This is a genomic window from Burkholderia sp. Bp8994, from assembly GCF_003853805.1.
Classification (GTDB): Bacteria; Pseudomonadota; Gammaproteobacteria; order Burkholderiales; family Burkholderiaceae; genus Burkholderia.
The window spans coordinates 239,611-260,514 of the sequence record NZ_QTQH01000003.1 but is presented as its reverse complement, the minus strand read 5'-3'; the positions used below and the strand labels follow the sequence as shown (position 1 = coordinate 260,514).

Genomic DNA, 20,904 nt, shown 5'->3' with positions numbered 1-20,904 from the left:
GAAATCAAAACAATTTGGTTTATAGACCAGTTTTTCCGCAAAAGTAAAGGCGGCACACTGCGCTCCATCCTCACTGGAACCAGGATCCCGCCATGCCACTCGCCCTGCTTGCGCTGACCATCAGCGCCTTTGCCATCGGCACGACCGAATTCGTGATCGTCGGGCTGATCCCGACGATCGGCGCCGATCTCGGCGTCAGCCTGCCGTCGGCCGGCCTGCTCGTCAGCCTCTACGCGCTGAGCGTCGCGATCGGCGCGCCGCTCCTCACCGCGCTCACCGGCCGCGTGCCGCGCAAGATGCTGCTCGCCGCGCTGATGGCGCTCTTCACCGTCGGCAACCTCGTCGCCTGGCAGGCGCCGGGCTACGAATCGCTGATCGTCGCGCGCGTGCTCACCGGCCTCGCACACGGCGTGTTCTTCTCGGTCGGCTCGATCATCGCGACCACGCTCGTGCCGAAGGACAAGGCCGCCAGCGCGATCGCGACGATGTTCAGCGGGATGACCGTCGCGTTCGTCGCCGGCATTCCGCTCGGCACCTTCATCGGCCAGCACTTCGGCTGGCGCGCGACGTTCCTGATCGTCGCGCTGTTCGGCCTCGTCGCGTTCCTCGGCGCGGTGGCGTTCGTGCCGCGCGGTCTTCCGCAAACGCCGCCGGCGCCGCTCGCCCGCCAGTTCCGCGTGCTCGCCCAGCCGCGCCTGCTGCTCGTCTACGCGATGACGGCGGTCGGCTACGGCGGCTCGCTGATCGCGTTCACCTACATGGCACCGCTGCTCGAACAGATCGCCGGCTTCACGCCATCGCAGGTCAGCCTCGTGCTCGTCGGCTACGGCGTGTCGGTCGCGGTCGGCAACGTGTGGGGCGGCAAGCTCGCCGACAGCGTCGGCCCGGTCAAGGCGCTCAAGCGGATCTTCCTGCTGCTCGCGATCGTGCTGCTCGCGCTGACCTTCACGGTGCACGTGAAATGGCTCGCGGTGCTGACGATGCTCGCGTGGGGCGCGGTCGCGTTCGGCAACGTGCCGGGCCTGCAGGTGTACGTCGTCAAGCAGGCGCGCCACTTCGCGCCGGACGCCACCGACGTCGCATCGGGCTTCAACATCGCCGCGTTCAACCTCGGCGTCGCGGGCGGCTCGTCGCTCGGCGGCCTGATCGTCGCGAACGTCGGCCTCGGCCACACGCCGTGGATCGCCGCCGCCGTCACGCTCGGCGCATTCGCGCTGACCGCGCTGAGCGGCCGTCTCGACCGCGGCCAGGGGCTGCCCGAACGCACGGCCGAACCCGTCGAACTCGCCCATTGAACGTCAACCTTTTGCAGGAGCTGCTCAGCATGAACGCATCGACCCAACGCCCGCCGTTCGCCGGCAAGACGTTCGAAGTCCGTTACGAGGGCCTCACCGCGCTCAACGCCTATGACGAAGACGGCCTCCGCATGCGCTACGAAATCACCGAAGGCGCATACGCCGGCGCGAAGGGCGAAGTCGCCTGCACGTGGCAGCACGTCGCCGGCGAGACCTATGCGATCTCGTGGCAGGAAGCCGACCGCGCCACCGTGGTGCACATCGACGACTTCGCGGCCGGCACATCGCGCTCGTTCTTCACCGCGGCGTCGCTCGATTTCTACCGGCTCGAAGGCAGCCTGCGCGCGATCTGAACGGAGACGCCCGATCATGTCCACCTCACTCGACAAGCTCACCGCCGGCGGCTTCAGCATCGGCATCGAACTGCCGCTCGACAACGACTGGTCGCCGGCCGGCGACGCGAAGCGCCAGCATGACGGCCGCCGCCCCGGCGTGCCCGACCTGGAAATGCACGCGGAACTCGCGCAACTGGCCGACACGCTCGGCTTCCGCGCGCTCTGGGTGCGCGACGTGCCGGTGTACGACCCGTCGTTCGGCGACGCCGCGCAGGTGTTCGAGACCTTCTCGTATCTCGGCTACCTCGCCGGCATCACGCGCGACATCCTGCTCGGCACGGCGGCCGTCGTGCTGCCGCTGCGCGAACCGCTGCTGACGCTGAAATCCGCCGCGACGATCCAGGAACTGAGCCGCTCACGCCTGCTGCTCGGCGTCGCGAGCGGCGACCGGCCGGTCGAATATCCGCTGTTCGGCCGCGACTTCGCATCGCGCGGCGCGAATTTCCGCGACCAGATCGCGCTGCTGCGCGACGGCGCGCGCGCTCACCTGCCGCCGGGCCTCGACGTGCTGCCGGCCGCGCGCTCGCCGGTGCCGCTGCTCGTCGCGGGTCTCGCGCAGCAGACGCCCGCCTGGATCGGCGAACACATGGACGGCTGCCTCGCGTATCCGGGCACGCCGGACGATCACCTGAAACGGGTCGCGAACTGGCGCGCGGTGGCCGGCAACAAGCCGTACGTGAGCTTCATCCACCTCGACCTCGCGGATGATCCGCACGAGCCGCTGCAGCGGCACCGCTTCGGCGCGCGCGCCGGGCGCATCGCGCTGACGGAGGAACTCGCGGCGATGCGCGACGCGGGCGTGCAGCACATCGGCCTGCATTTCCGCCGCAACCGCCGTCCGCTCGACGAGACGATGGCCGAGATCGCGTCGGACGTGCTGCCGGCATTCCATGCGAATGCGAACGACGCTGCCGACACGAGCGCGCACACGGCCACGGCCTGACGAAGGCACGCCGGCAGCCGGCTCGACCCACGACAGATATTTGACTTTAAATCAAATATTTTTGACCTCTAAAGGCGTTTATCTCATCAGTATCAAACGCCAGAATGACTTCCATACCGCAATCGGTCCACCTATCCCAGGAGCACAAGATGAGCAACATTCCCGCATTCGGCCTCGGTACGTTCCGCCTGCAAGGCCAGGTTGTGATCGACTCGGTCCGTAACGGCCTCGAAGTCGGCTATCGCGCGATCGACACCGCGCAGATCTACGGCAACGAAGCCGAAGTCGGCGAAGCGATCGCCGCGTCGGGCGTGCGCCGCGAAGACGTGTTCCTCACGACGAAGATCTGGGTCGACAACTACGCACCGGAAAAGCTGGTGGCGAGCCTCGAGGAGAGCCTGCGCAAGCTGCGCACCGACTATGTCGACCTGACGCTGATCCACTGGCCGGCCCCGGACAACGGCGTGTCGCTCGAGGCATTCATGACTGCGCTCGCCGAAGCCAAGGCGAAGGGCCTCACGCGCCAGATCGGCATCTCGAACTTCAACATCGAACTGACGAAGCAAGCGATCGCGGTGGTCGGCAAGGATGCGATCGCGACGAACCAGATCGAACTCAGCCCGTACCTGCAGAACCGCAAGCTGGTCGAGTTCCTGAACGCCGAAGGCATCCACGTGACGTCGTACATGACGCTCGCGTACGGCAAGGTGCTCGGCGACCCGGTGATCGGCGCGATCGCGCGGCGTCACGACGCGACGCCGGCGCAAGTCGCGCTGGCCTGGGCACTGCAACTCGGCTACTCGGTGATCCCGTCGTCGACCAAGCGCGAGAACCTCGCGAGCAACCTGCTCGCGCAGACGCTGCGCCTCACCGACGAAGACATGGCGCAGATCGCCGCGCTCGAGCGCAACGGCCGCGAAGTCGATCCGGCCGGCCTCGCGCCGACGTGGGACTAAGCGCGCCGCACCCTCAATCGACCCGTCCGCGGCCAGCCGGCCGCGGCACCGACAGGAATCCATCATGACCCAGGACCCGCTGTTCCAACCGCTGCAATTCGGCGCGCTGACGCTGCCGAACCGCATCGTGATGCCGCCGATGACGCGCTCGCGCGCGAGCCAGCCCGGCGACGAAGCCAACGAACTGATGGCCGCGTATTACGCGCAGCGCGCGAGTGCGGGCCTGATCGTCAGCGAAGGCACCTACATCGCGCCGCTCGGCAAGGGCTACGCATGGACGCCCGGCATCCACACGCCGTCGCAGGTCGCCGGCTGGCGCAAGGTGACGGACGCCGTCCACGCCACGCACGGCCGCATCTTCGCGCAGCTGTGGCACGTCGGCCGGCTGAGCCACACGAGCCTGCTCGGCGGCCGGCAACCCGTGTCGTCGTCGCCGCTCCAGGCGAAGGGCGTGAACGTGTTCATCGCCGGTGAAGACGGCAGCACGCCGGGCTTCGTGCAGGCCTCCGAGCCGCGCGCGCTGTCCGTCGACGAAATCCGCGAGATCGTCGATCAGTACCGCGCCGCCGCGCGCAACGCGATCGAGGCAGGCTTCGACGGCGTCGAGCTGCATGGCGCGAACGGCTATCTCGTGAACCAGTTCATCGACTCGAACGCGAACACGCGCACCGACGCGTACGGCGGCTCGCTCGAAAACCGGCTGCGCTTCCTGCGCGAAGTCACGCAGGCGCTGATCGAAGGCACCGGCGACGCATCGCGCGTCGGCATCCGCCTCGCGCCGTTGACCACGCTGAACGGCTGCGTCGACGACGATCCGGAAACGACCTACCTCGCCGCCGCGAAGCTGCTCGGCGAACTCGGCGTCGGCTACCTGCACATCGCGGAAGCCGACTGGGACGATGCGCCGCTGATGCCGGTCGAATTCAAGCAGCAGCTGCGTGCCGCGTACCCGGGCGTGCTGATCTACGCCGGCGCGTACACAGCAGAGCGCGCCCGCGAAGCGATCGCCGCCGGCTGGGCCGACCTCGTCGCCTTCGGCCGCCCGTTCGTCGCGAACCCCGACCTGCCCGAGCGCCTGCGCACCGGCGCCGCGCTCACGCCGCACGACCGCAATACGCTGTTCGGCGGCGGCGCACAGGGCCTGACCGACTATCCGACGCTCGCGCAAGCCGCGGCGTAAACGATCCGAAGGAATCCTGCATGAAAGCAACGCTCGCCCGGCTCGCGCTCGCCGCGAGCCTGCCGTTCACGGCGGCCCAGGCGGCGCGCGCCGCGCGGCCAGCATGCTTGCAACGTCTCGCCGCTCAGCCGATCCGCATCGACAGCTCGACATCGCCGCCGAACGGCACCGACAGGTAGCCGTTCTCCGGCGCACGCACGTAGGCGAGGTAGTCGGGGCTGTATTCCGCGTTGTCGGCGACGACGAACGCGCCGGGCCGCAGCCGCGGCTCGACCCGCGCGAGGATCTCCGGATACAGCGCCTTCGCGCCGTCGAGCAACACGAGATCGACGGTCTCCGGCAGATCGGCCGCCAGCGTGCGCAGCGCATCGCCCACGCGGATTTCCACCAGATCGGCCAGCCCGGCCGCCGTCAGATTCGCGCGCGCCCGTTCGACCTTCGACGCTTCGAACTCGCTCGTGATCACCCGGCCGCCGCCGTTGTCGCGCAGCGCGGCCGCGAGGTGCAGCGTCGAGATGCCGAACGACGTGCCGAATTCGACGATCGAGCGCGCACCGCAGCCGCGCGCGAGCATGTACAGCAGCGTGCCCGTCTCGCGCGACACCGCGAGCGGATAGTCCTTCAGGCGTGCATAGAAATCGGCGTAACCGGTCTTGCTGCGCATCAGCCGCGCGTGCTCGTCGTGCGACAGGTCGGCGAAGTCCGGGCTCGACGCGGGCGACGATGCCTCGGCTTCGTCGAACAGGCGCGCGAGCAGCGCCGCCAGCGGGTCGTGAATCAGGGTGGTCATGCGAATCTCCGGTGTCAGGTTGAGTGCGTCAGGGCGCCCGACTAGAATATGACGAACTATTCATGTTTTACTATTCGCATTGGCAGACCCGTCATGACCGACCGCCGCAACACCCCGATCGCCTCGCGCAGACTGCCTCGGCAGGCCCGCTCGACCCAGCTCGTCGACGCCGTGCTGCAGGCCGCTATTCAGGTTCTGGCGACCGAAGGCGCGCAGCGCTTCACGATGGCGCGCGTCGCCGAGCGCGCCGGCGTGAGCGTCGGCTCGCTGTACCAGTACTTCCCGAACAAGGCGGCCGTGCTGTTCCGGCTCCAGCACGACGAGTGGCGGCAGACGTCCGGGATGCTCTGCGCGATTCTGCAGGACCCGCAGCAGACGCCGCCCGAGCGCCTGCGCACCGCCGTCCACGCGTTCATCCGTTCTGAATGCGACGAAGCGCCCATGCGCATCGCACTCGATGATGCCGCGCCGCTCTATCGCGACGCCCCCGAGGCGCAGGAAGTGAAGGCCGCGTGCAACCGGATCTTCAGCGCGTTCATGCGCGAAGCGCTGCCCGACGTGCCCGACGCCACGCATGCGCTCGCGTGCGAATTGATCATGACGACGCTCACGACGGGCGGCAAGGCATTCTCCGAAACCGCGCGCACGCCTGCGGAAATCGACGCATATGCGACCGCGATGGCCGACATGTTCTGCACGTACCTCGCGCATCTCGCGCGTGTCTGATGCAGTGGCAGGCCAGGACGAGCGCGGGCGCGGCCCGCGCGCGGCACCGGCATCATCCGGATGCGGGTTGCGCACGGCCGCGTTTTCACATCCGGCGCGGCTGTTTCCGCGCGCCCGCGCAGCCTCTCCGAAAGTCCTTCGTAAGAGTCGATGCATCACCCGCTCCCGCCCCGCCCGCCGACCCTGCATTCAAATAGTCGCCTTAACGGATTCGAACTAGGCGTATACACGCGTTCCGCGACCACGAAGCCCCGTTGCACGCCGATATAAGCGCTGCGACATGCGCTGCATGCTCATCCCCCAATGGGACGTGACGGGCCGTTCGCCTAACCTTCGCTACGGCAAAGCACACGTGACAGGATCGACCGCACCACGCGTCGCACGACGCGGCATACGCGCCCCCTTCGACGCGCGTACGACGACACGACTCACGCGTGAAGCGTCCCCACGACGCCGCCGAACATTCCAACCAGATTCGAGACACCCTGACGACGGTCCGCCACGGGCCGTTTCAGCATGCTGATAAAGGAGCAAGCTCATGAGTGATACCCCGGTGCAGCCGACGGTCGGCGTCGGCGCGGAAGAAACGGACTTCGGCACCAAGGGAGTCATCGACCGGTACTTCGGCATTTCGTCGCGCGGCAGCACGCAGCGTCGCGAAATCGTCGCGGGCGTGACCACTTTCCTCGCGATGGTCTACTCCGTGTTCGTCGTGCCCGGCATGTTCGGCAAGGCCGGCTTCGACACGAGCGCGGTATTCGTCGCGGTCTGCCTCACCACCGCGTTCGGTTCGCTGCTGATGGGCCTGTGGGCGAAGCTGCCGATCGCGATCGGCTGCGCGATTTCGCTGACGGCGTTCACCGCGTTCGGGCTCGTGCTCGGCAAGGGCCTGCCGCCGGCCGTCGCGCTCGGCGCCGTGTTCCTGATGGGTCTCGTGTTCACGGGCATCTCGGTCACCGGCGTGCGTTCGTGGATCCTGCGCAACCTGCCCGCGGGCGTCGCGCACGGCACCGGGATCGGCATCGGCCTGTTCCTGCTGCTGATCGCGTCGAACGACGTCGGCCTCGTGATCAAGAATCCGGGCGCCGGCCTGCCGGTCTCGCTCGGCCAGATCACCGCGTTCCCGGTCATCATGTCGGTCGTCGGCCTCGCCGCGATCTTCGGGCTCGAGAAGCGTCGCGTGCCGGGCGGCATCCTGCTCGTCGTGGTCGCGATTTCGCTGATCGGCCTCGCGTTCGATCCGGCCGTGAAGTACCGCGGCATCTTCGCGCTGCCGTCGCTGAGCGCACCGGGCCACGCGTCGCTGATCGGCGCGATGGACATCAAGGGCGCATTGTCGATGGCCGTGCTGCCGAGCGTGCTGGCGCTCGTGATGACCGCCGTGTTCGACGCGACCGGCACGATCCGCGCGGTCGCGGGCCAGGCCGGCCAGCTCGACGAGAACGGCCGCATCATCAACGGCGGCCGCGCGCTGACCGCCGATTCGGTCAGCTCGATCTTCTCCGGCTTCCTCGGCGGCGCGCCGGCGGCGGCCTACATCGAGTCGAGCGTCGGCGTGGCGGCCGGTGCGAAGACGGGCCTCGCGGCCGCGGTGGTCGGCGTGCTGTTCCTGGTCGTGATGTTCTTCTCGCCGCTCGCGGGCCTCGTGCCGTCGTACGCCACGGCCCCCGCGCTGATGTACGTCGGCCTGCTGATGCTCGGCAGCGTGAGCAAGCTGCACATGGACGACATGGTCGACGCGATGTCGGGCCTCGTGTGCGCGGTGTTCATCGTGCTGACCGCGAACATCGTGACGGGCATCATGCTCGGCTTCTCGACGCTCGTGATCGGCCGCGTCGCCAGCGGCGAATTCCGCAAGCTCAACGTCGGCACCGTGCTCATCGCGGCCGTGCTCGTCACGTTCTATCTCGGCGGCTGGGCGATCTGACCGCGGATCATGCGCGACGTCGCCTGCCGAAGGGCGGCGCGCATCGGGACGGCATCGTCTCCTCCACCATCGTCGTTGATGGTCTCCAGGCTCGGGAACGTACGTTTCCGGGCTTTTTTTCGTCGGTGCGACGGGGGTTCCGGCGGGCCCTCCGGCCGGGACGGGAAACCGCGGCAGCGTGCCGCGCATCGCGAATCCGCACGCGGTGCTACGATCGCGTTTTATCCTCCGGAACGCTCATGAATCCGTTCGGCATCGTCTCCGAATCAGACACGCGGACCGCGGCGCGCAAGCCACCGTTCATCCCGTCGTTCGGTTTCGTCGAAGTTCATGAATCGCGGCCGATCGACGCGCCGCCGTCGCGCATCATCGATGCGGTGGCCACGCTCGACATGCGCGCCGATCCCGTCATCGACGCGCTGCTTGCCGTGCGCGAAGCGCCGGCGGCCATCGCCCGCGCGCTGGGCCAGCGTCCGGCCGGCGCCGCCCGCGAGCGCTTCGGCTTCGATTCGTTCACGCTGCTGCATCGCGACGACACGTCGCTGTCGCTCGGGCTCGTCGGACGCTTCTGGCGTCCGACGCCCGACGTGCGCACGATCGACGACGCCGCGGCGTTCGTGCGGCACGACGATCCGGATGACGCGAAGCTGGTGTTGCGCTTCGAGGTCGTCGGGCTGTCGTCAGGCGCGCGGCTGCTGCGCACCGAAACCTTCGTGCACTGTCCGAGCGCGCGCACGCGCCTGCTGTTCCTGCCGTACTGGCTCGCGATCCGGCTCGGGAGCGGCTGGATCCGCCGCCGCACGCTCGCGGCCGTCGAACTGGCGCTCGCCTGACACGCCGGGACGCCGTCGAACGGAAACGCGATGATGTCGTATCGCGGCATACATCGACGGCATCTCGAACACGCACGCAACATCATCTGCAATCCTGATCGGTTTGCCGCCGGACACGGCGAAACTGTGCCGCGCACCGCCGCGCGATTTTTGTTCCGCCCCGCGCCCGCCGTCACCTCGCGCTACCCTATCGATCTTCGCGCCGGCGCCCCGGCCCGCCGCCAGATCCGAACCGATCGATGACCCGCATCCGCAACCACCTGAACATCGCGCAGCTCCAGGCCTTCGTCTCCGCCGCGCATCACAAGAGCCTGCGCGCCGCCGCGCGCGAGCTCGGCGTCACCCAGCCCGCGATCACGCACACGATCCGCGAACTCGAAACGGCGCTGAACGCGGAACTGCTCGTGCGCAGCGTGCGCGGCGTCGAGCTGACCGCGTGCGGCCACGCGCTGCTGCCGCGCGCCGAGCAGCTGCTCGGCGACATGCGCCGCACCGTCGAGGCCGTCGAGCAGGTGAAAGGGGAAATGTCGGGGCGCGTCGCGGTCGGCACGATGCCGTCGATCGCGCTGACCGCGCTGCCGCACGCGGTCACCGCCTTCCGCCGGTCGATGCCGAACGTGAACCTGCATCTGGAGGAAGTGACGGTGCCCGACGCGCTCGCGCAGCTGCGCAACGGCACGCTCGACATCGCTGCGATGCACCATGTGCCCGCGCTCGACCGCGATTTCACGCAGGTCCCGCTGCTGTCGACCGAGTTCACCGTCGTGATGCGCGAAGGCCACCCGCTCGCGCACGCGCGCCGATTAGAGGAATTGCTCGACGCGGAATGGATCGTCACGGTCGGCGCCGAGCAGTTTCCGCACAGCGTGATGGTCGGGATGTTCGAGGCGCGCGGGCTGCCGCTGCCGAAGCGCCTGCTGCGCTCGCCGATGTCGTTCGCGGTGACGCTCGGGCTCGTCGCGCGCTCCGACGTGATCGGCTGCTTCACGCGCCCGCTGGCCGCGATGGTGGCGCCGCTCGGGATCCGCACGGCCGATCTCGACGAAAGCATGCCGCGCTTCGACCTGTCGATCATCGCGCGCCGCGACCTGCTGCCGACGCCGGCGGTATCGCAATTCGTCACCTGCCTGCAGCGCGCGGTCAACGAAACGCTAGGTTGAATCGTTCCTTCCTCTGAAACGGTCGCGCGCCGCATGCGCAGCCGTCGGGTCCGGTATCGGGGCTTGTCCTAGGCGCCCTGCCGGTATTTTGTCTTGATAATCTTGCGCACGTCGCGCGCCCGCATCGGGCAGCGAAACGGACAGTCCGACGCGAAGCCGCGCCGGGCCGAAGGCTTACGGCGCGGCACAACCGCGCACCCATCGAACAAAACGAGGAGTCACCGAGTGAAAAAGATTCTTGCGGCTGTGACCGTGGCCCTGCTCGCCGTATCGGCCGGCACTGCATACGCGAAGGACTGGACGACCGTACGCTTCGGCGTCGACGCAAGCTACCCGCCTTTCGAATCGAAAGGGGCTGACGGCAAGGTGGTCGGCTTCGACGTCGATCTCGGCAACGAAATCTGCCGCCGCATCAACGCGAAGTGCGTGTGGATCGAGAACGACTTCGACGGGATGATCCCCGCACTGAAGGCTCGCAAGTTCGACGGCGTCCTGTCGTCGATGTCGATGACGCCGGCACGCGAGGAACAGATCGCGTTCTCGTCGAAGCTGTTCAACACGCCGACGCGCCTCGTCGCGAAGAAGGGCGCCGGCCTGATGCCGACGGCCGAATCGCTGAAGGGCAAGTCGGTCGGCGTCGAGCAGGGCACGATCCAGGAAACCTACGCGAAGACGTACTGGGCCTCGAAGGGCGTGAACGTCGTGCCTTACCAGAACCAGGACCAGGTCTACGCCGACCTGATCTCGGGCCGTCTGGACGGCGCGCTGCAGGACGCGGTGCAGGCTGAAATCGGCTTCCTGAAGACGCCGCGCGGCGCGAACTTCGATTTCGCCGGCAAGGACATCGACGATCCGAAGACGCTCGGCAACGGCGCCGGCATCGGCCTGCGCAAGGAAGACACCGACCTGAAGGCGAAGATCGACGGCGCGATCGCCGGCATGCGCAAGGACGGCACGTACGACAAGATCGCGAAGAAGTACTTCGATTTCGACGTGTACGGCAAGTAACACCGCGCAACGCGCGCCTCGCGACCGCGCAGACGGGCTCCGCAAGGAGCCCGTTTTTTTTGCTCGCGCTCGGCGAAAGGCCGCTCGACACGCGTGGACGAAGGGCTGCGGCGCAGTTATTTTTTACGCACCAACCCGATGATTCGTAAAGGAAATCGACATGGCCGGCGCGCGGTTTGATAGGTTCGCGGAAGGCAACGTACAATCGATCTTCCACGCATACCGGATCACTCGCGGCTGCGCCGCCCTCCCCTCATCATGCAAACGCAGACCCATCCGCTGATTTCCCCCGCCGTCGGCACCGAACGCCAGATCACGAGCTTCCACTACGGCCCGCGCGGCGGCAGGAAGGTCTACATCCAGTCGTCGCTGCACGCGGACGAACTGCCCGGCATGCTGGTCGCCGCGCTGCTGCGCCGCAAGATCGCCGCGCTCGAGACGGCCGGCAAGCTGCGCGGCGAAGTGGTCATCGTCCCCGTGCCGAACCCGATCGGCCTGTCGCAGCACGTGTTCGGCGATCACCTCGGCCGCTTCGAGCTCGGCTCGATGCAGAACTTCAACCGCAATTTCTACGATCTCGCGGCGCTCGTGCTGCCGCGCATCGAAGGCCGCCTGACGAACGACGCGCAGCGCAACCTCGCCGCCGTACGCGCCGCGATGCGCGAGGCGCTCGACGAACAGAAGCCGCGCACCGAGCTCGAATCGCAGCGCCTCGCGCTGCAGAAGCTGTCGTTCGACGCCGACATCGTGCTCGACCTGCATTGCGACAGCGACGCGGTGATGCACCTGTATACGAACCCCGATCTGTGGGAAGACGTCGAGCCGCTGTCGCGCTACCTGGACGCGCAGGCGTCGCTGCTCGCGCTGAATTCGGTCGGCAACCCGTTCGACGAGATCCACAGTTTCTGCTGGTCGGATCTGCGCAGCCGGTTCGGCGATCGCTTCCCGATCCCGAACGGCGCGATTTCCGTCACGGTCGAATTGCGCAGCGAGCGCGACGTGTCGTACGAACTCGCGGAGAAGGACTCACAAGCGATCGTCGAATACCTGACCGAGCGCGGCGTCATCGACGGCACGCCCGCGCCGCTGCCGCCGCTCGCGCATCCGGCCACGCCGCTCGCGGGCACCGATCCGCTCGTCGCGCCGGTGTCCGGCGTGATCGTGTTCCGCACGCCGGTCGGCGCATGGATCGAGGCCGGCCAGGATGTGGCCGACATCGTCGATCCGCTGACCGATCGCGTGATCACGCTGAAGAGCAGCGTATCGGGCGTGCTGTACGCGCGCCAGATCGTGCGCTTCGCGACCGCCGGGATGGAAGTCGCGCGGATTGCCGGCGCGAACCCGATCCGCACCGGGTCGCTGCTGTCGGCCTGAGTCGCCTCCGGTCCGGGCCGCCTGAACGGCCGGCCCGCGCGCCGCATCGCGACGCGCACCAACGAAATCGCCCGCTTGCGCGGGCGATTTGCTTTTCGGTCCGGCGGCATGCCCGGCGACGTGGCCGGGGGGCAGCCGGGCGCAGCGTTCAGAACGCCGGCACGATCGCGCCGCCGAACTTCTGGTCGATGAACTTGCGCACGTCGTCCGATTCATAGGCCGCGACGAGCTTCTTCACCCACGGCTTGTCCTTGTCCTGCGCGCGCACCGCGATCAGGTTCGCGTACGGCCCGCGCAGGTCCTCGATCGCGATCGCATCCTTCACCGGCGTGAGCCCGGCCTTCACCGCGTAGTCGGTGTTGATCGATGCGGCGTCGACATCGGGCAGCGCGCGCGGCAACTGCGCGGAGTCGAGTTCGACGATCTTGATCTTCTTCGGGTTCTCGGCGATGTCGAGCGGCGTCGCGTTCACGCCGTTGCTGCCGACGCCCGGCTTCAGCTTGATCACGCCGTACTTCTGCAGCAGCAGCAGCGCGCGGTTGCCGTTGGACGGATCGTTCTGGATCCCGACCTTCGCGCCGGCCGGCAAGTCCTTCAGCGACTTGAGCTTCTTCGAATAGAAGCCCATCGGCGCCGTGTAGGTCAGCCCGACGTTGACGATCTTGTAGCCGCGCTGCTTGATCTGGCTGTCGAGGAACGGCTGGTGCTGGAAGCCGTTCGCATCGAGGTCGCCCGCATCGAGCGCCGCGTTCGGCTGCACGTAGTCGTTGAATTCGATGACCTTGATCGCGAGCCCTTCGCGTGCGGCGACTTTCGTCACCTCGGTCCAGATCTGCGCGTCGGGGCCGCTCATCGTGCCGATCTTCAGCGTCTGGGAATCGGCGTGCGCGCCGGGCGCGGCAAAGGCCAGCGCCGCGGCAAGCGCGCCGAGGCCGGTCAGGATCGAACGTCGCATGGTGTCCTCTTGTCCCGTGTCGTTGTTGAAGCGCGCATCGTGGCACGGGGCCGGACCGGCACCAACCAAGCTTATTTCATGTGCATATTCCTCACTCCGATCGAATCTCAGGCGGAATCGGTATAACTCCCTGCTGTACAACCGGGCAGAATCCAATGTCGCATCGGCACCACAGATTTGTCATATGACAAAGGCTGTCACATTCATTACGTGGCCCGCCGATAAAGTTGCGACCGGTCCGTGAAAGCGCCCATAGAGAGCGCCGGAACCGCAACTGGACACGCCATTTACTCGCTCGGAGAATCCTTTGAACAAGAAACTGTTGACCATCGCCATCCTCGCAGCAACGGCTGGCACGGCGCACGCACAAAGCAGCGTGACCCTGTACGGTGTCATCGATGCCGGTATCAGCTACGTGAACCACAGCAAGACCGCGAACGGCGGCAGCGGCAAGCTGTTCAAGTACGACGACGGCGTGGCCCAGGGCAGCCGTTGGGGCCTGCGCGGCACCGAAGACCTCGGTGGCGGCCTGAAGGCGATCTTCGTGCTCGAAAACGGCTTCAACAGCGGCAACGGCACGATCGGCCAGGGCGGCGCGATCTTCGGCCGTCAAGCATACGTCGGCCTGAGCCAGGCGCAATACGGCACGGTCACGTTCGGCCGTCAGTACTCGTTCTCGACCGACATCCTCGGCTCGAACTACTCGACGGGCGGCAACACGGTCGCGGGTAACTACGCGTACCACGTGAACGACGTCGACCAGCTCACGTCGAGCCGCATCAACAACTCGGTGAAGTTCCAGAGCGCGAACTACGCCGGCTTCACGTTCGGCGCGTTGTACGGCTTCTCGAACTCGACCGACTTCGCAGGCGCACCGTCGACCACGACGGGCACCACGACGACGGCCGGTTCGTCGCGCGCATACAGCTTCGGCCTGAACTACGCGAACGGCCCGTTCGCGCTCGGCGCCGCCTACACGGACATCCGCTTCCCGAGCCAGTCGACGCCGGCATTCTCGACGTCGATCGCGAACATCGCGCTGACGAACATCCGCGACCTGCGCACGTACGGCGTCGGTGGCCGCTACCTCTTCGGGCCGGCAACGGCATGGCTGCTCTGGACGCGCACGCAGTTCACCCCGATCGCGGCTGGCGCATCGGGCACGTTCTACAACGCGTATGAAGCGGGCGTGAAGTACGCGATCACGCCGGCCCTGTCGGCAGCAGTCGGCTACACGTACACGAACGCCACGCAAAGCGGCAACTCGGCACACTGGAACCAGGGCAACATCGGCCTCGACTACGCACTCAGCAAGCGTACGGACGTGTACGCGCTGGTCATCGGCCAGAAGGCGTCGGGCAACAACGTGCAGGCGCAGATCGGCTCGAGCACGAGCTACTTCAGCACGTCGGGCAACGGTGCGACGAACCAGATCGCCGCGCGCGTCGGTATCCGCCACAAGTTCTAAAGCATCCGCTTAACTCGTCCGCTCATCGCGCGGATGACGACGGCACGAAGCGCCCCGCTCCATGCGGGGCGCTTTTTTATGGGCTTTTAAGTTTCGCTTAATTCTGGGCTGAGAGGATGCTCTCACCCCCCCTGTTGGCCGCCTGAGCATCGGCGGCTTCTTTTTTTTGAGACCCACTACGGCACCGCCATCAACTGCCCGCAAGACAGGATCGGAGGCCAAGATGATCGAAGATACCGTTTTCAGCCATCTGCACGCGATTCTGACGCGTCAGCATTCGCTACCGGTCCAGAGCTGCCGCGTGTCGGTGGCGATGCAGCGCCCATGGGGCCGCCCGTACCGGCTCGTCGAATGGACGATGCATCTCGACGCGCCCGCGCGGCGCCAGATCGTGCCGGCCGAATCGACCGACGAAGAGATCGCCGAGGTCGTCGCGTCGCACGTGCCGGGCCGCCTGTACGGCGACGGCCAGCTGCAGTTCTGACTTCCCCCTCGTTACGCCTCGTTACCCGTCCCTGCCCGCAGCGCGGCCGGCCCGCACGCATCGTGCGGCACTCGGTCTCGTTTGACGCGGCAACGAAGTCTGCTACGCTGCGCGTTTTCGTCCACGCACCATACGATGGAAAACGCATTCAACGAACGCGGCGTGATGGTCACGCGCAACGGCCTGTCGGCCGCCGGGCAGGTCTTCCCGCTGCGTGACATCCGCAACGTCGACGTCGTCAAGATCCCGAAGAATCGCCTCGTGCCGTCGCTGATCTCGCTGATCGGCGTGGTCGCCGCCATTGCCGGCGGCATCGGCGGATCGAGCGCCGCGCTGGTCGTCGGCGTGATGCTCGCCGTCGTCGGCTATCTCGCCTGGACCACGCAGGACATCACGTACCGGCTGATGGTCGAGATGCCCGACGGCAAGCGCGAAGCGCTGTCGAGCGTCGACCCCGAATTCGTCGAACGCGTCGCGCAGGTCGTGCGCGATGCACGGACGGCGACGGCCGCCGGCTGATTTCCGCTGCGCGCGCCGACCACCTACTATGAAATGAGCGGCACGCCGCCGCGTCGTTCGAGGAGGTCGGCATGAACCCCCAATCGCTGTCCGGCATGCTGCGCGCGCAGGAACTGCTGCTCGTCACGATGATCCGCGCGCTTCCGCCCGACGCACGCAGCGCGCTCGTCGACCTCTACGCCGAACAGCTCGCGTTCGCCGAACAGGCCGGCTTCGAAGGTCACGGCGATCGCGCGACACACGACGCGTTCATCGCGCATGCGCGCAACCTGCTGATTCGCATCGAATCGCTCGCATAGGGCCTCTGCTCACGCCGATAACGGACCCGCGCCGGCCCGCTTCTCCCGAATTTGCCCCTGCGCGGCGCGTCCGGTCCGCGCCGGCGGCGCACGTCCTCAGACGCCGCTTTCCGTTCTTGTATTGATAATAGTTCTCATTTACACTGAACGAATCATCAATTCCCTTTCAATTCGCCGTTCGCCGCCTGCCGCGCGCGAATGGGCCAGCCAGGTGAACGCGTCACCCAGCCAGCCTTCGGGCTAGTCATCGTCAATGGGAGACCACCTGTGCATTGCTATCCGCTGGCGCGGCGGCCGATCTGTGCCGCGCTGTTCGGCGCGTTCGGCCTGTCCGCCGCCCCGGCTTACGCCGATTCGTCGCCGCAAGGCGCCAACCCTTCATCTGCCGTGCTGACCACCGCCGCCGCATCCACGCGCGGCAATGCGGCGCTGCTCGACCCCGTCACCGTCACGGCCACCCGCACCGCCACCGCCGCGAGCCGCACGGCCGCGTCCGTGTCGGTCATCAGCGACGACGATCTCGACGAGCAGCAGGCGACCAACATCAAGGACGCGCTGCGCTACGAGCCGGGCGTCACGGTGCGCCGCACCGCGTACCGCCCCGGCAGCGCCGCGCTCGGCGGCGGCCGCGACGGCGATTCGAGCATCAACGTCCGCGGCCTCGAAGGCAATCGCGTGCTGCTGATGGAAGACGGCATCCGCCTGCCGAACGCGTTCTCGTTCGGGCCGCTCGAAGCCGGCCGCGGCGACTACGCGGATCTCGACATGCTCAAGCGCATCGAGATCCTGCGCGGGCCGGCATCGGCGCTGTACGGCAGCGACGGGCTGACCGGCGCGGTGAACTTCATCACGAAGGATCCGCGCGACCTGCTGTCGATCTACGGCAAACCCACCTACTTCTCGCTCCGGCCGGGTTACGACTCGGCCGACCGCAGCGTCGGCGCGACGGTGTCGGCCGCGGGCGGCAACGACCGCGTGCAGGGGATGATCATCGCCGACGGCCGGCGCGGCCATGAGGTCGACACGCGCGGCAGCGACAATTCCGCGAGCACGCTGCGCACGACGTCGAACCCGCAGGACGTCTATTCGGAATCGCTGCTCGGCAAGCTCGTGCTGACACCCACCGCGGGCGACACGATCAAATTCACCGCGGAAACCGTGCAGCGCCGCGTGAGCACCGACGTGCTGTCGGCGATCAACCCGCCCGGCACGCTCGGGCTCACGACGCACGACCGGCTCGAGCGCAACCGCTTCAGCATCGACTACGACTTCCGCGACGATGCGTTGCGCTGGTTTCAGAACGCACACGTTCAGTTCTACTACCAGGATGCGATGCAGGATCAATACGCGTTCGAGACGCGCGGCGCGCCGCTGAAATCGCGCTCGCGCGACAACCAGTACAAGGAGCGCACGTTCGGTGGCGCCGCGTTCGCCGAAAGCGGCTTCTCGACGGGCCCGCTCGCGCACAAGCTGCTGTATGGCGTCGACGGCAGCCTGTCGCGCGTGACGAACCTGCGCGACGGCACGGTGCCGGGCGTCGGCGAGGCGTTCCCGAACAAGGCGTTTCCCGATACCGACTACACGCTGTTCGGCGCGTTCGTGCAGGACCAGGTCGGCTATGGCCGCCTGCTCGTCACGCCGGGGCTGCGCTTCGACACGTACCGGTTGAGCCCGACGCGCAACGATCCGCTGTTCACCGGCACCGCGGTGTCGACGAGCGCGAACGAAGTGTCGCCGCGCGTCGCGGTGCTCTACGAGATCACGCCCGCGCTGATTCCGTATGCACAGTACGCGCACGGCTTCCGCGCGCCGACGCCCGACCAGGTGAACAGCAGCTTCTCGAACCCGGTGTACGGCTACACGTCGATCGGCAATCCGAACCTGAAGCCCGAAACCAGCGACACGTTCGAAGCCGGCCTGCGCGGCAAGGCCGGCACCGGCTACGGCGTGGTGCGCTACAGCGCGGCCGCGTTCACGGGCCGCTACCGCAACTTCATCGCGCGCACGACGATCGCGGGCGGCGGCCGGCCAACCGACCCGTTCGTGTTCCAGTACGTGAACTTCGCCGACGCGCGCATCCACGGCCTCGAAGGTCGTGCCGAATGGATCATGCCGAACGGCGTCACGCTGAAGACCGCGATGGCGTTCACCAGGGGCTCGACGCGGAACGACGGCGCGGCGAGCCAGCCGCTGAACACGATCAATCCGTTCTCGGCGGTGTTCGGCGTGCGCTACGAACCCGGCGAACGCTGGTTCGTGCAGACCGACCTGCTGTTCCAGGCCGCGAAACGCGACAAGGACATCGACAAGTCCGACTGCTCGAACAAGGCGTGCTTCGCGCCGCCGTCGTCGTTCGTCGTCGACCTGCGCGGCGGCTACCGCTTCAACAAGCATGTGAGCGCGACGATCGGCATCCGCAACCTGTTCGACCGCAAATACTGGAACTGGTCGGACGTGCGCGGCATCGCCGCCGATTCGCAGGTGCTCGACGCGTATACGTCGTCCGGACGCACCGTCGCCGTCAGCATGAAAGTGGATTTCTGATGCGCGCGATCGCGCGTTCCTGCCCAACCGTTACTTGAAGGAGTCCGACATGATGCATTCCGCCCTTCCCGGCCAGCCGGCCACGCCGGCCCGCGCGCCCGCCGCGTTGCGCGACGCATTCGTCAAGCTCAAGGCCGAGCGCCAGCTGCGCAACCGCGACGTCGCGCAGGCGCTCGGCGTCAGCGAAGGCGAGGCGCTCGCCGCGTTCGTCGGCGAGCACGTGGTGCGGCTCGACGCGCGCTTTCCGGCGATGTTCGAGGAAATGCCGCGCCTCGGCCGCGTGATGGCGCTCACGCGCAACGACACGGCCGTCCACGAGAAGGACGGCGAATATGCGCAGATGAGCCACGACGGCCCGGTCGGCCTCGCGCTCGGCGACATCGACCTGCGCATCTTCTACCGTCACTGGGCGTCCGCGTTCGCGGTGCGCGACGAAACCTCACACGGTCCGCTAAAGAGTTTGCAGTTCTTCGACGCGCAGGGTCATGCGATCCACAAGGTCTACCTGCGCGCGCACAGCGATCACGCGGCGTACGACGCGTTCGTCGAACGCTGGCGCGCGGCGTCGCAGGAGCCGGGGCTCGACGTCGTGCCCGCCGCACCGAAAACGCCCGAGCGGGCCGATACCGGGATCGACGTCGCAGGCTTTCGCGCCGCATGGGACGCGATGACCGACACGCATCAGTTCTTCGGCATCACGCAGCGCTTCGGCGTGAGCCGCATGCAGGCGCTGCGCCTCGCCGAGCCGCGGTACGCGTATCCGGTCGAGGCGACGCGCGCGCTGCGTCACGTGCTCGAACGGGCCGCGGGCAGCGGCCAGCCGATCATGGTGTTCGTCGGCAATGCAGGGATGATCCAGATCCACACGGGCCCCGTCGCGAACGTGCGCGAGGTCGGCGCATGGATCAACGTGCTCGACCCGGGCTTCAACCTGCACGTGCGCGAGGACCTGATCGCCGCCGCGTGGGTCGTGAAGAAGCCGACGAGCGACGGCATCGTCACGTCGCTGGAGTTGTTCGACCGGCAGGGCGACCATGTCGCGCTGCTGTTCGGCGAACGCAAGCCCGGCCGCGTCGAACGCGACGACTGGCGCGCGCTCGTCGCGACGCTGCCGTCGGCGGCGCGCGGAGACGCGCGGTGAGCGCGCGATCGTTCCAGCCGCGACGCCGCGTCGTGCTCGCGGGCGCGATCGCCAGCGCACTCGCGGGCGCGCTGCCCGGCCGAGCGCTCGCGCAAGCCGCGCCGAAGCGCGTGGTCGTGATCGGCGGTGCGCTTGCGGAAACCGCGTTCGCGCTCGGCGGCGCCGACGCGCGCGGTTACCGGCTCGTCGGCACCGACACGACCTGCACGTACCCGGACGCCGCGAAGCGCCTGCCGAAGGTCGGCTACCAGCGCGCGCTGTCGGCCGAGGGGCTGCTGTCGCTACGGCCCGATCTCGTGCTCGCGTCGGCGGAGGCCGGCCCGCCCGCCGCGATCGCGCAGGTGAGAAGCGCGGGCGTCGCGGTCACGACGTTCGACGAGCGGCACGACGTCGATTCGGTGCGCGCGAAGATCACCGGCGTCGCGCAAGCGCTCGACGTACGCGACGCGGGCACCGCGCTGCTGCAACGCTTCGATCGCGACTGGCAGGCCGCGCGCGACGCGGTCGCCGCGCGCGTGCCCGGCGGCGCGCAGCCGCCGCGCGTGCTGTTCGTGCTGAACCATACCGGCAACCAGGCGCTCGTCGCCGGCCAGCGCACGGCCGCCGACGCGATGCTCCGCTACGCGGGCGCGCGCAACGCGATGCAGGGTTTCGATCACTACAAGCCGCTGACGACCGAGGCGCTGGCCGCCGCCGCCCCCGACATCGTGCTGATCTCCGACGAAGGACTCGCGGCGGTCGGCGGGCGCGCCGCGCTGCTCGCCGCGCCCGGCTTCGGCGCGACGCCGGCCGGCCGCGCACGGCGCGTCGTGTCGCTCGATGCGCTGTTCCTGCTCGGCTTCGGTCCGCGCCTGCCGCTCGCCGTCACGACCCTGCACCGGCGCCTGTCGGATGCGCTCGCCTGATT

Annotated in this window: 21 protein-coding genes; 19 read left to right on the top strand and 2 right to left on the bottom strand. The window is 67.8% G+C overall.

Going from position 1 to position 20,904, the window contains the following annotated elements; all coding sequences use genetic code 11:
- Positions 1-92: 92 nt before the first annotated feature.
- From DIE04_RS04755 to DIE04_RS04735, 5 genes are all read left to right on the top strand, one after another.
- Positions 93-1,295, top strand: a complete 1,203-nt coding sequence (locus DIE04_RS04755) for an MFS transporter (RefSeq protein WP_124486137.1) — start codon at positions 93-95, stop codon at positions 1,293-1,295.
- Between the two features lie 29 nt (positions 1,296-1,324).
- Positions 1,325-1,648, top strand: a complete 324-nt coding sequence (locus DIE04_RS04750; protein ID WP_124486136.1) for a MoaF-related domain-containing protein — start codon at positions 1,325-1,327, stop codon at positions 1,646-1,648.
- A 16-nt stretch (positions 1,649-1,664) separates the two neighbouring features.
- Complete coding sequence (locus DIE04_RS04745) at positions 1,665-2,633, top strand: LLM class oxidoreductase (RefSeq protein ID WP_124486135.1); 969 nt, start codon at positions 1,665-1,667, stop codon at positions 2,631-2,633.
- A 149-nt stretch (positions 2,634-2,782) separates the two neighbouring features.
- Positions 2,783-3,589, top strand: a complete 807-nt coding sequence (gene dkgB / locus DIE04_RS04740) for a 2,5-didehydrogluconate reductase DkgB (RefSeq protein WP_124520063.1) — start codon at positions 2,783-2,785, stop codon at positions 3,587-3,589.
- Positions 3,590-3,653: 64 nt separating this feature from the next.
- Positions 3,654-4,769: an alkene reductase gene (locus DIE04_RS04735; RefSeq protein WP_124486133.1), complete on the top strand. Its 1,116-nt coding sequence runs from the start codon at positions 3,654-3,656 to the stop codon at positions 4,767-4,769.
- Positions 4,770-4,893: 124 nt separating this feature from the next.
- Here DIE04_RS04735 and DIE04_RS04730 read toward each other — a convergent pair whose 3' ends face one another.
- Positions 4,894-5,559, bottom strand: a complete 666-nt coding sequence (locus tag DIE04_RS04730) for an O-methyltransferase (RefSeq protein ID WP_124486132.1) — start codon at positions 5,557-5,559, stop codon at positions 4,894-4,896.
- 48 nt (positions 5,560-5,607) lie between these two features.
- Between DIE04_RS04730 and DIE04_RS04725 the strand changes: the two genes are divergently transcribed.
- The 7 genes from DIE04_RS04725 (at position 5,608) to DIE04_RS04695 (ending at position 12,587) form a co-directional block, all read left to right on the top strand.
- On the top strand, positions 5,608-6,285 hold the full coding sequence (locus DIE04_RS04725) for a TetR family transcriptional regulator (protein ID WP_124486131.1): 678 nt from the start codon (positions 5,608-5,610) through the stop codon (positions 6,283-6,285).
- Positions 6,286-6,823: 538 nt separating this feature from the next.
- Complete coding sequence (locus DIE04_RS04720; RefSeq protein WP_124486130.1) at positions 6,824-8,212, top strand: NCS2 family permease; 1,389 nt, start codon at positions 6,824-6,826, stop codon at positions 8,210-8,212.
- A 239-nt stretch (positions 8,213-8,451) separates the two neighbouring features.
- Positions 8,452-9,045, top strand: a complete 594-nt coding sequence (locus DIE04_RS04715) for a hypothetical protein (protein WP_124486129.1) — start codon at positions 8,452-8,454, stop codon at positions 9,043-9,045.
- 30 nt (positions 9,046-9,075) lie between these two features.
- The gene (locus DIE04_RS04710; RefSeq protein WP_124486128.1) at positions 9,076-9,288 is read left to right on the top strand and encodes a hypothetical protein; all 213 of its coding nucleotides are present in this window, start codon (positions 9,076-9,078) and stop codon (positions 9,286-9,288) included.
- A complete protein-coding gene (locus tag DIE04_RS04705) occupies positions 9,285-10,205 on the top strand; it encodes a LysR substrate-binding domain-containing protein (protein ID WP_044845852.1) in 921 nt (306 codons plus the stop codon). The genes DIE04_RS04710 and DIE04_RS04705 overlap by 4 nt, the downstream gene beginning before the upstream one ends.
- A gap of 225 nt (positions 10,206-10,430) precedes the next feature.
- The gene (locus DIE04_RS04700; RefSeq protein WP_044845853.1) at positions 10,431-11,213 is read left to right on the top strand and encodes an ABC transporter substrate-binding protein; all 783 of its coding nucleotides are present in this window, start codon (positions 10,431-10,433) and stop codon (positions 11,211-11,213) included.
- Positions 11,214-11,471: 258 nt separating this feature from the next.
- Positions 11,472-12,587 carry a succinylglutamate desuccinylase/aspartoacylase family protein gene (locus DIE04_RS04695; protein ID WP_124486127.1) on the top strand — a complete coding sequence of 372 codons (1,116 nt, stop codon included), beginning with the start codon at positions 11,472-11,474 and terminating at the stop codon, positions 12,585-12,587.
- Between the two features lie 148 nt (positions 12,588-12,735).
- Here the strand turns inward: DIE04_RS04695 and DIE04_RS04690 are convergent, their stop codons facing one another.
- A complete protein-coding gene (locus DIE04_RS04690) occupies positions 12,736-13,542 on the bottom strand; it encodes a MetQ/NlpA family ABC transporter substrate-binding protein (RefSeq protein WP_044849040.1) in 807 nt (268 codons plus the stop codon).
- Between the two features lie 307 nt (positions 13,543-13,849).
- Here DIE04_RS04690 and DIE04_RS04685 point away from each other — a divergent pair, with 307 nt between their 5' ends.
- The 7 genes from DIE04_RS04685 to DIE04_RS04655 all read left to right on the top strand — a co-directional run bounded on the left by DIE04_RS04685 (position 13,850) and on the right by DIE04_RS04655 (position 20,902).
- Complete coding sequence (locus DIE04_RS04685; RefSeq protein ID WP_124486126.1) at positions 13,850-15,010, top strand: porin; 1,161 nt, start codon at positions 13,850-13,852, stop codon at positions 15,008-15,010.
- 223 nt (positions 15,011-15,233) lie between these two features.
- Positions 15,234-15,494 carry a DUF2866 domain-containing protein gene (locus DIE04_RS04680; RefSeq protein WP_044849042.1) on the top strand — a complete coding sequence of 87 codons (261 nt, stop codon included), beginning with the start codon at positions 15,234-15,236 and terminating at the stop codon, positions 15,492-15,494.
- A 135-nt stretch (positions 15,495-15,629) separates the two neighbouring features.
- A complete protein-coding gene (locus DIE04_RS04675) occupies positions 15,630-16,013 on the top strand; it encodes a DUF6232 family protein (RefSeq protein ID WP_124486125.1) in 384 nt (127 codons plus the stop codon).
- Between the two features lie 71 nt (positions 16,014-16,084).
- Positions 16,085-16,312: a hypothetical protein gene (locus DIE04_RS04670; protein WP_124486124.1), complete on the top strand. Its 228-nt coding sequence runs from the start codon at positions 16,085-16,087 to the stop codon at positions 16,310-16,312.
- Positions 16,313-16,579: 267 nt separating this feature from the next.
- Positions 16,580-18,856: a TonB-dependent hemoglobin/transferrin/lactoferrin family receptor gene (locus DIE04_RS04665; protein ID WP_124486123.1), complete on the top strand. Its 2,277-nt coding sequence runs from the start codon at positions 16,580-16,582 to the stop codon at positions 18,854-18,856.
- Between the two features lie 49 nt (positions 18,857-18,905).
- Positions 18,906-19,997, top strand: coding sequence for a hemin-degrading factor (locus tag DIE04_RS04660; RefSeq protein ID WP_124486122.1), 1,092 nt, complete (start codon positions 18,906-18,908; stop codon positions 19,995-19,997).
- Positions 19,994-20,902 (top strand): hemin ABC transporter substrate-binding protein, encoded by a 909-nt coding sequence (locus DIE04_RS04655; RefSeq protein WP_124486121.1) that lies wholly within the window; start codon positions 19,994-19,996, stop codon positions 20,900-20,902. Before DIE04_RS04660 ends, DIE04_RS04655 begins: the two co-directional genes overlap by 4 nt.
- Positions 20,903-20,904 lie beyond the last annotated feature (2 nt).

What these genes read in the sequence shown, in the direction of transcription:
- DIE04_RS04725 (WP_124486131.1), top strand. Translation starts at nt 5,608, where the DNA reads ATGACGAACTATTCATGTTTTACTATTCGCATTGGCAGACCCGTCATG.
- DIE04_RS04680 (WP_044849042.1), top strand. Translation starts at nt 15,234, where the DNA reads ATGATCGAAGATACCGTTTTCAGCCATCTGCACGCGATTCTGACGCGT.
- DIE04_RS04660 (WP_124486122.1), top strand. Translation starts at nt 18,906, where the DNA reads ATGATGCATTCCGCCCTTCCCGGCCAGCCGGCCACGCCGGCCCGCGCG.
- DIE04_RS04745 (WP_124486135.1), top strand. Translation starts at nt 1,665, where the DNA reads ATGTCCACCTCACTCGACAAGCTCACCGCCGGCGGCTTCAGCATCGGC.
- DIE04_RS04690 (WP_044849040.1), bottom strand. Translation starts at nt 13,542, where the DNA reads ATGCGACGTTCGATCCTGACCGGCCTCGGCGCGCTTGCCGCGGCGCTG.
- dkgB (WP_124520063.1), top strand. Translation starts at nt 2,783, where the DNA reads ATGAGCAACATTCCCGCATTCGGCCTCGGTACGTTCCGCCTGCAAGGC.
- DIE04_RS04730 (WP_124486132.1), bottom strand. Translation starts at nt 5,559, where the DNA reads ATGACCACCCTGATTCACGACCCGCTGGCGGCGCTGCTCGCGCGCCTG.
- DIE04_RS04755 (WP_124486137.1), top strand. Translation starts at nt 93, where the DNA reads ATGCCACTCGCCCTGCTTGCGCTGACCATCAGCGCCTTTGCCATCGGC.
- DIE04_RS04735 (WP_124486133.1), top strand. Translation starts at nt 3,654, where the DNA reads ATGACCCAGGACCCGCTGTTCCAACCGCTGCAATTCGGCGCGCTGACG.
- DIE04_RS04705 (WP_044845852.1), top strand. Translation starts at nt 9,285, where the DNA reads ATGACCCGCATCCGCAACCACCTGAACATCGCGCAGCTCCAGGCCTTC.
- DIE04_RS04710 (WP_124486128.1), top strand. Translation starts at nt 9,076, where the DNA reads ATGATGTCGTATCGCGGCATACATCGACGGCATCTCGAACACGCACGC.
- DIE04_RS04720 (WP_124486130.1), top strand. Translation starts at nt 6,824, where the DNA reads ATGAGTGATACCCCGGTGCAGCCGACGGTCGGCGTCGGCGCGGAAGAA.
- DIE04_RS04675 (WP_124486125.1), top strand. Translation starts at nt 15,630, where the DNA reads ATGGAAAACGCATTCAACGAACGCGGCGTGATGGTCACGCGCAACGGC.
- DIE04_RS04670 (WP_124486124.1), top strand. Translation starts at nt 16,085, where the DNA reads ATGAACCCCCAATCGCTGTCCGGCATGCTGCGCGCGCAGGAACTGCTG.
- DIE04_RS04695 (WP_124486127.1), top strand. Translation starts at nt 11,472, where the DNA reads ATGCAAACGCAGACCCATCCGCTGATTTCCCCCGCCGTCGGCACCGAA.
- DIE04_RS04715 (WP_124486129.1), top strand. Translation starts at nt 8,452, where the DNA reads ATGAATCCGTTCGGCATCGTCTCCGAATCAGACACGCGGACCGCGGCG.
- DIE04_RS04750 (WP_124486136.1), top strand. Translation starts at nt 1,325, where the DNA reads ATGAACGCATCGACCCAACGCCCGCCGTTCGCCGGCAAGACGTTCGAA.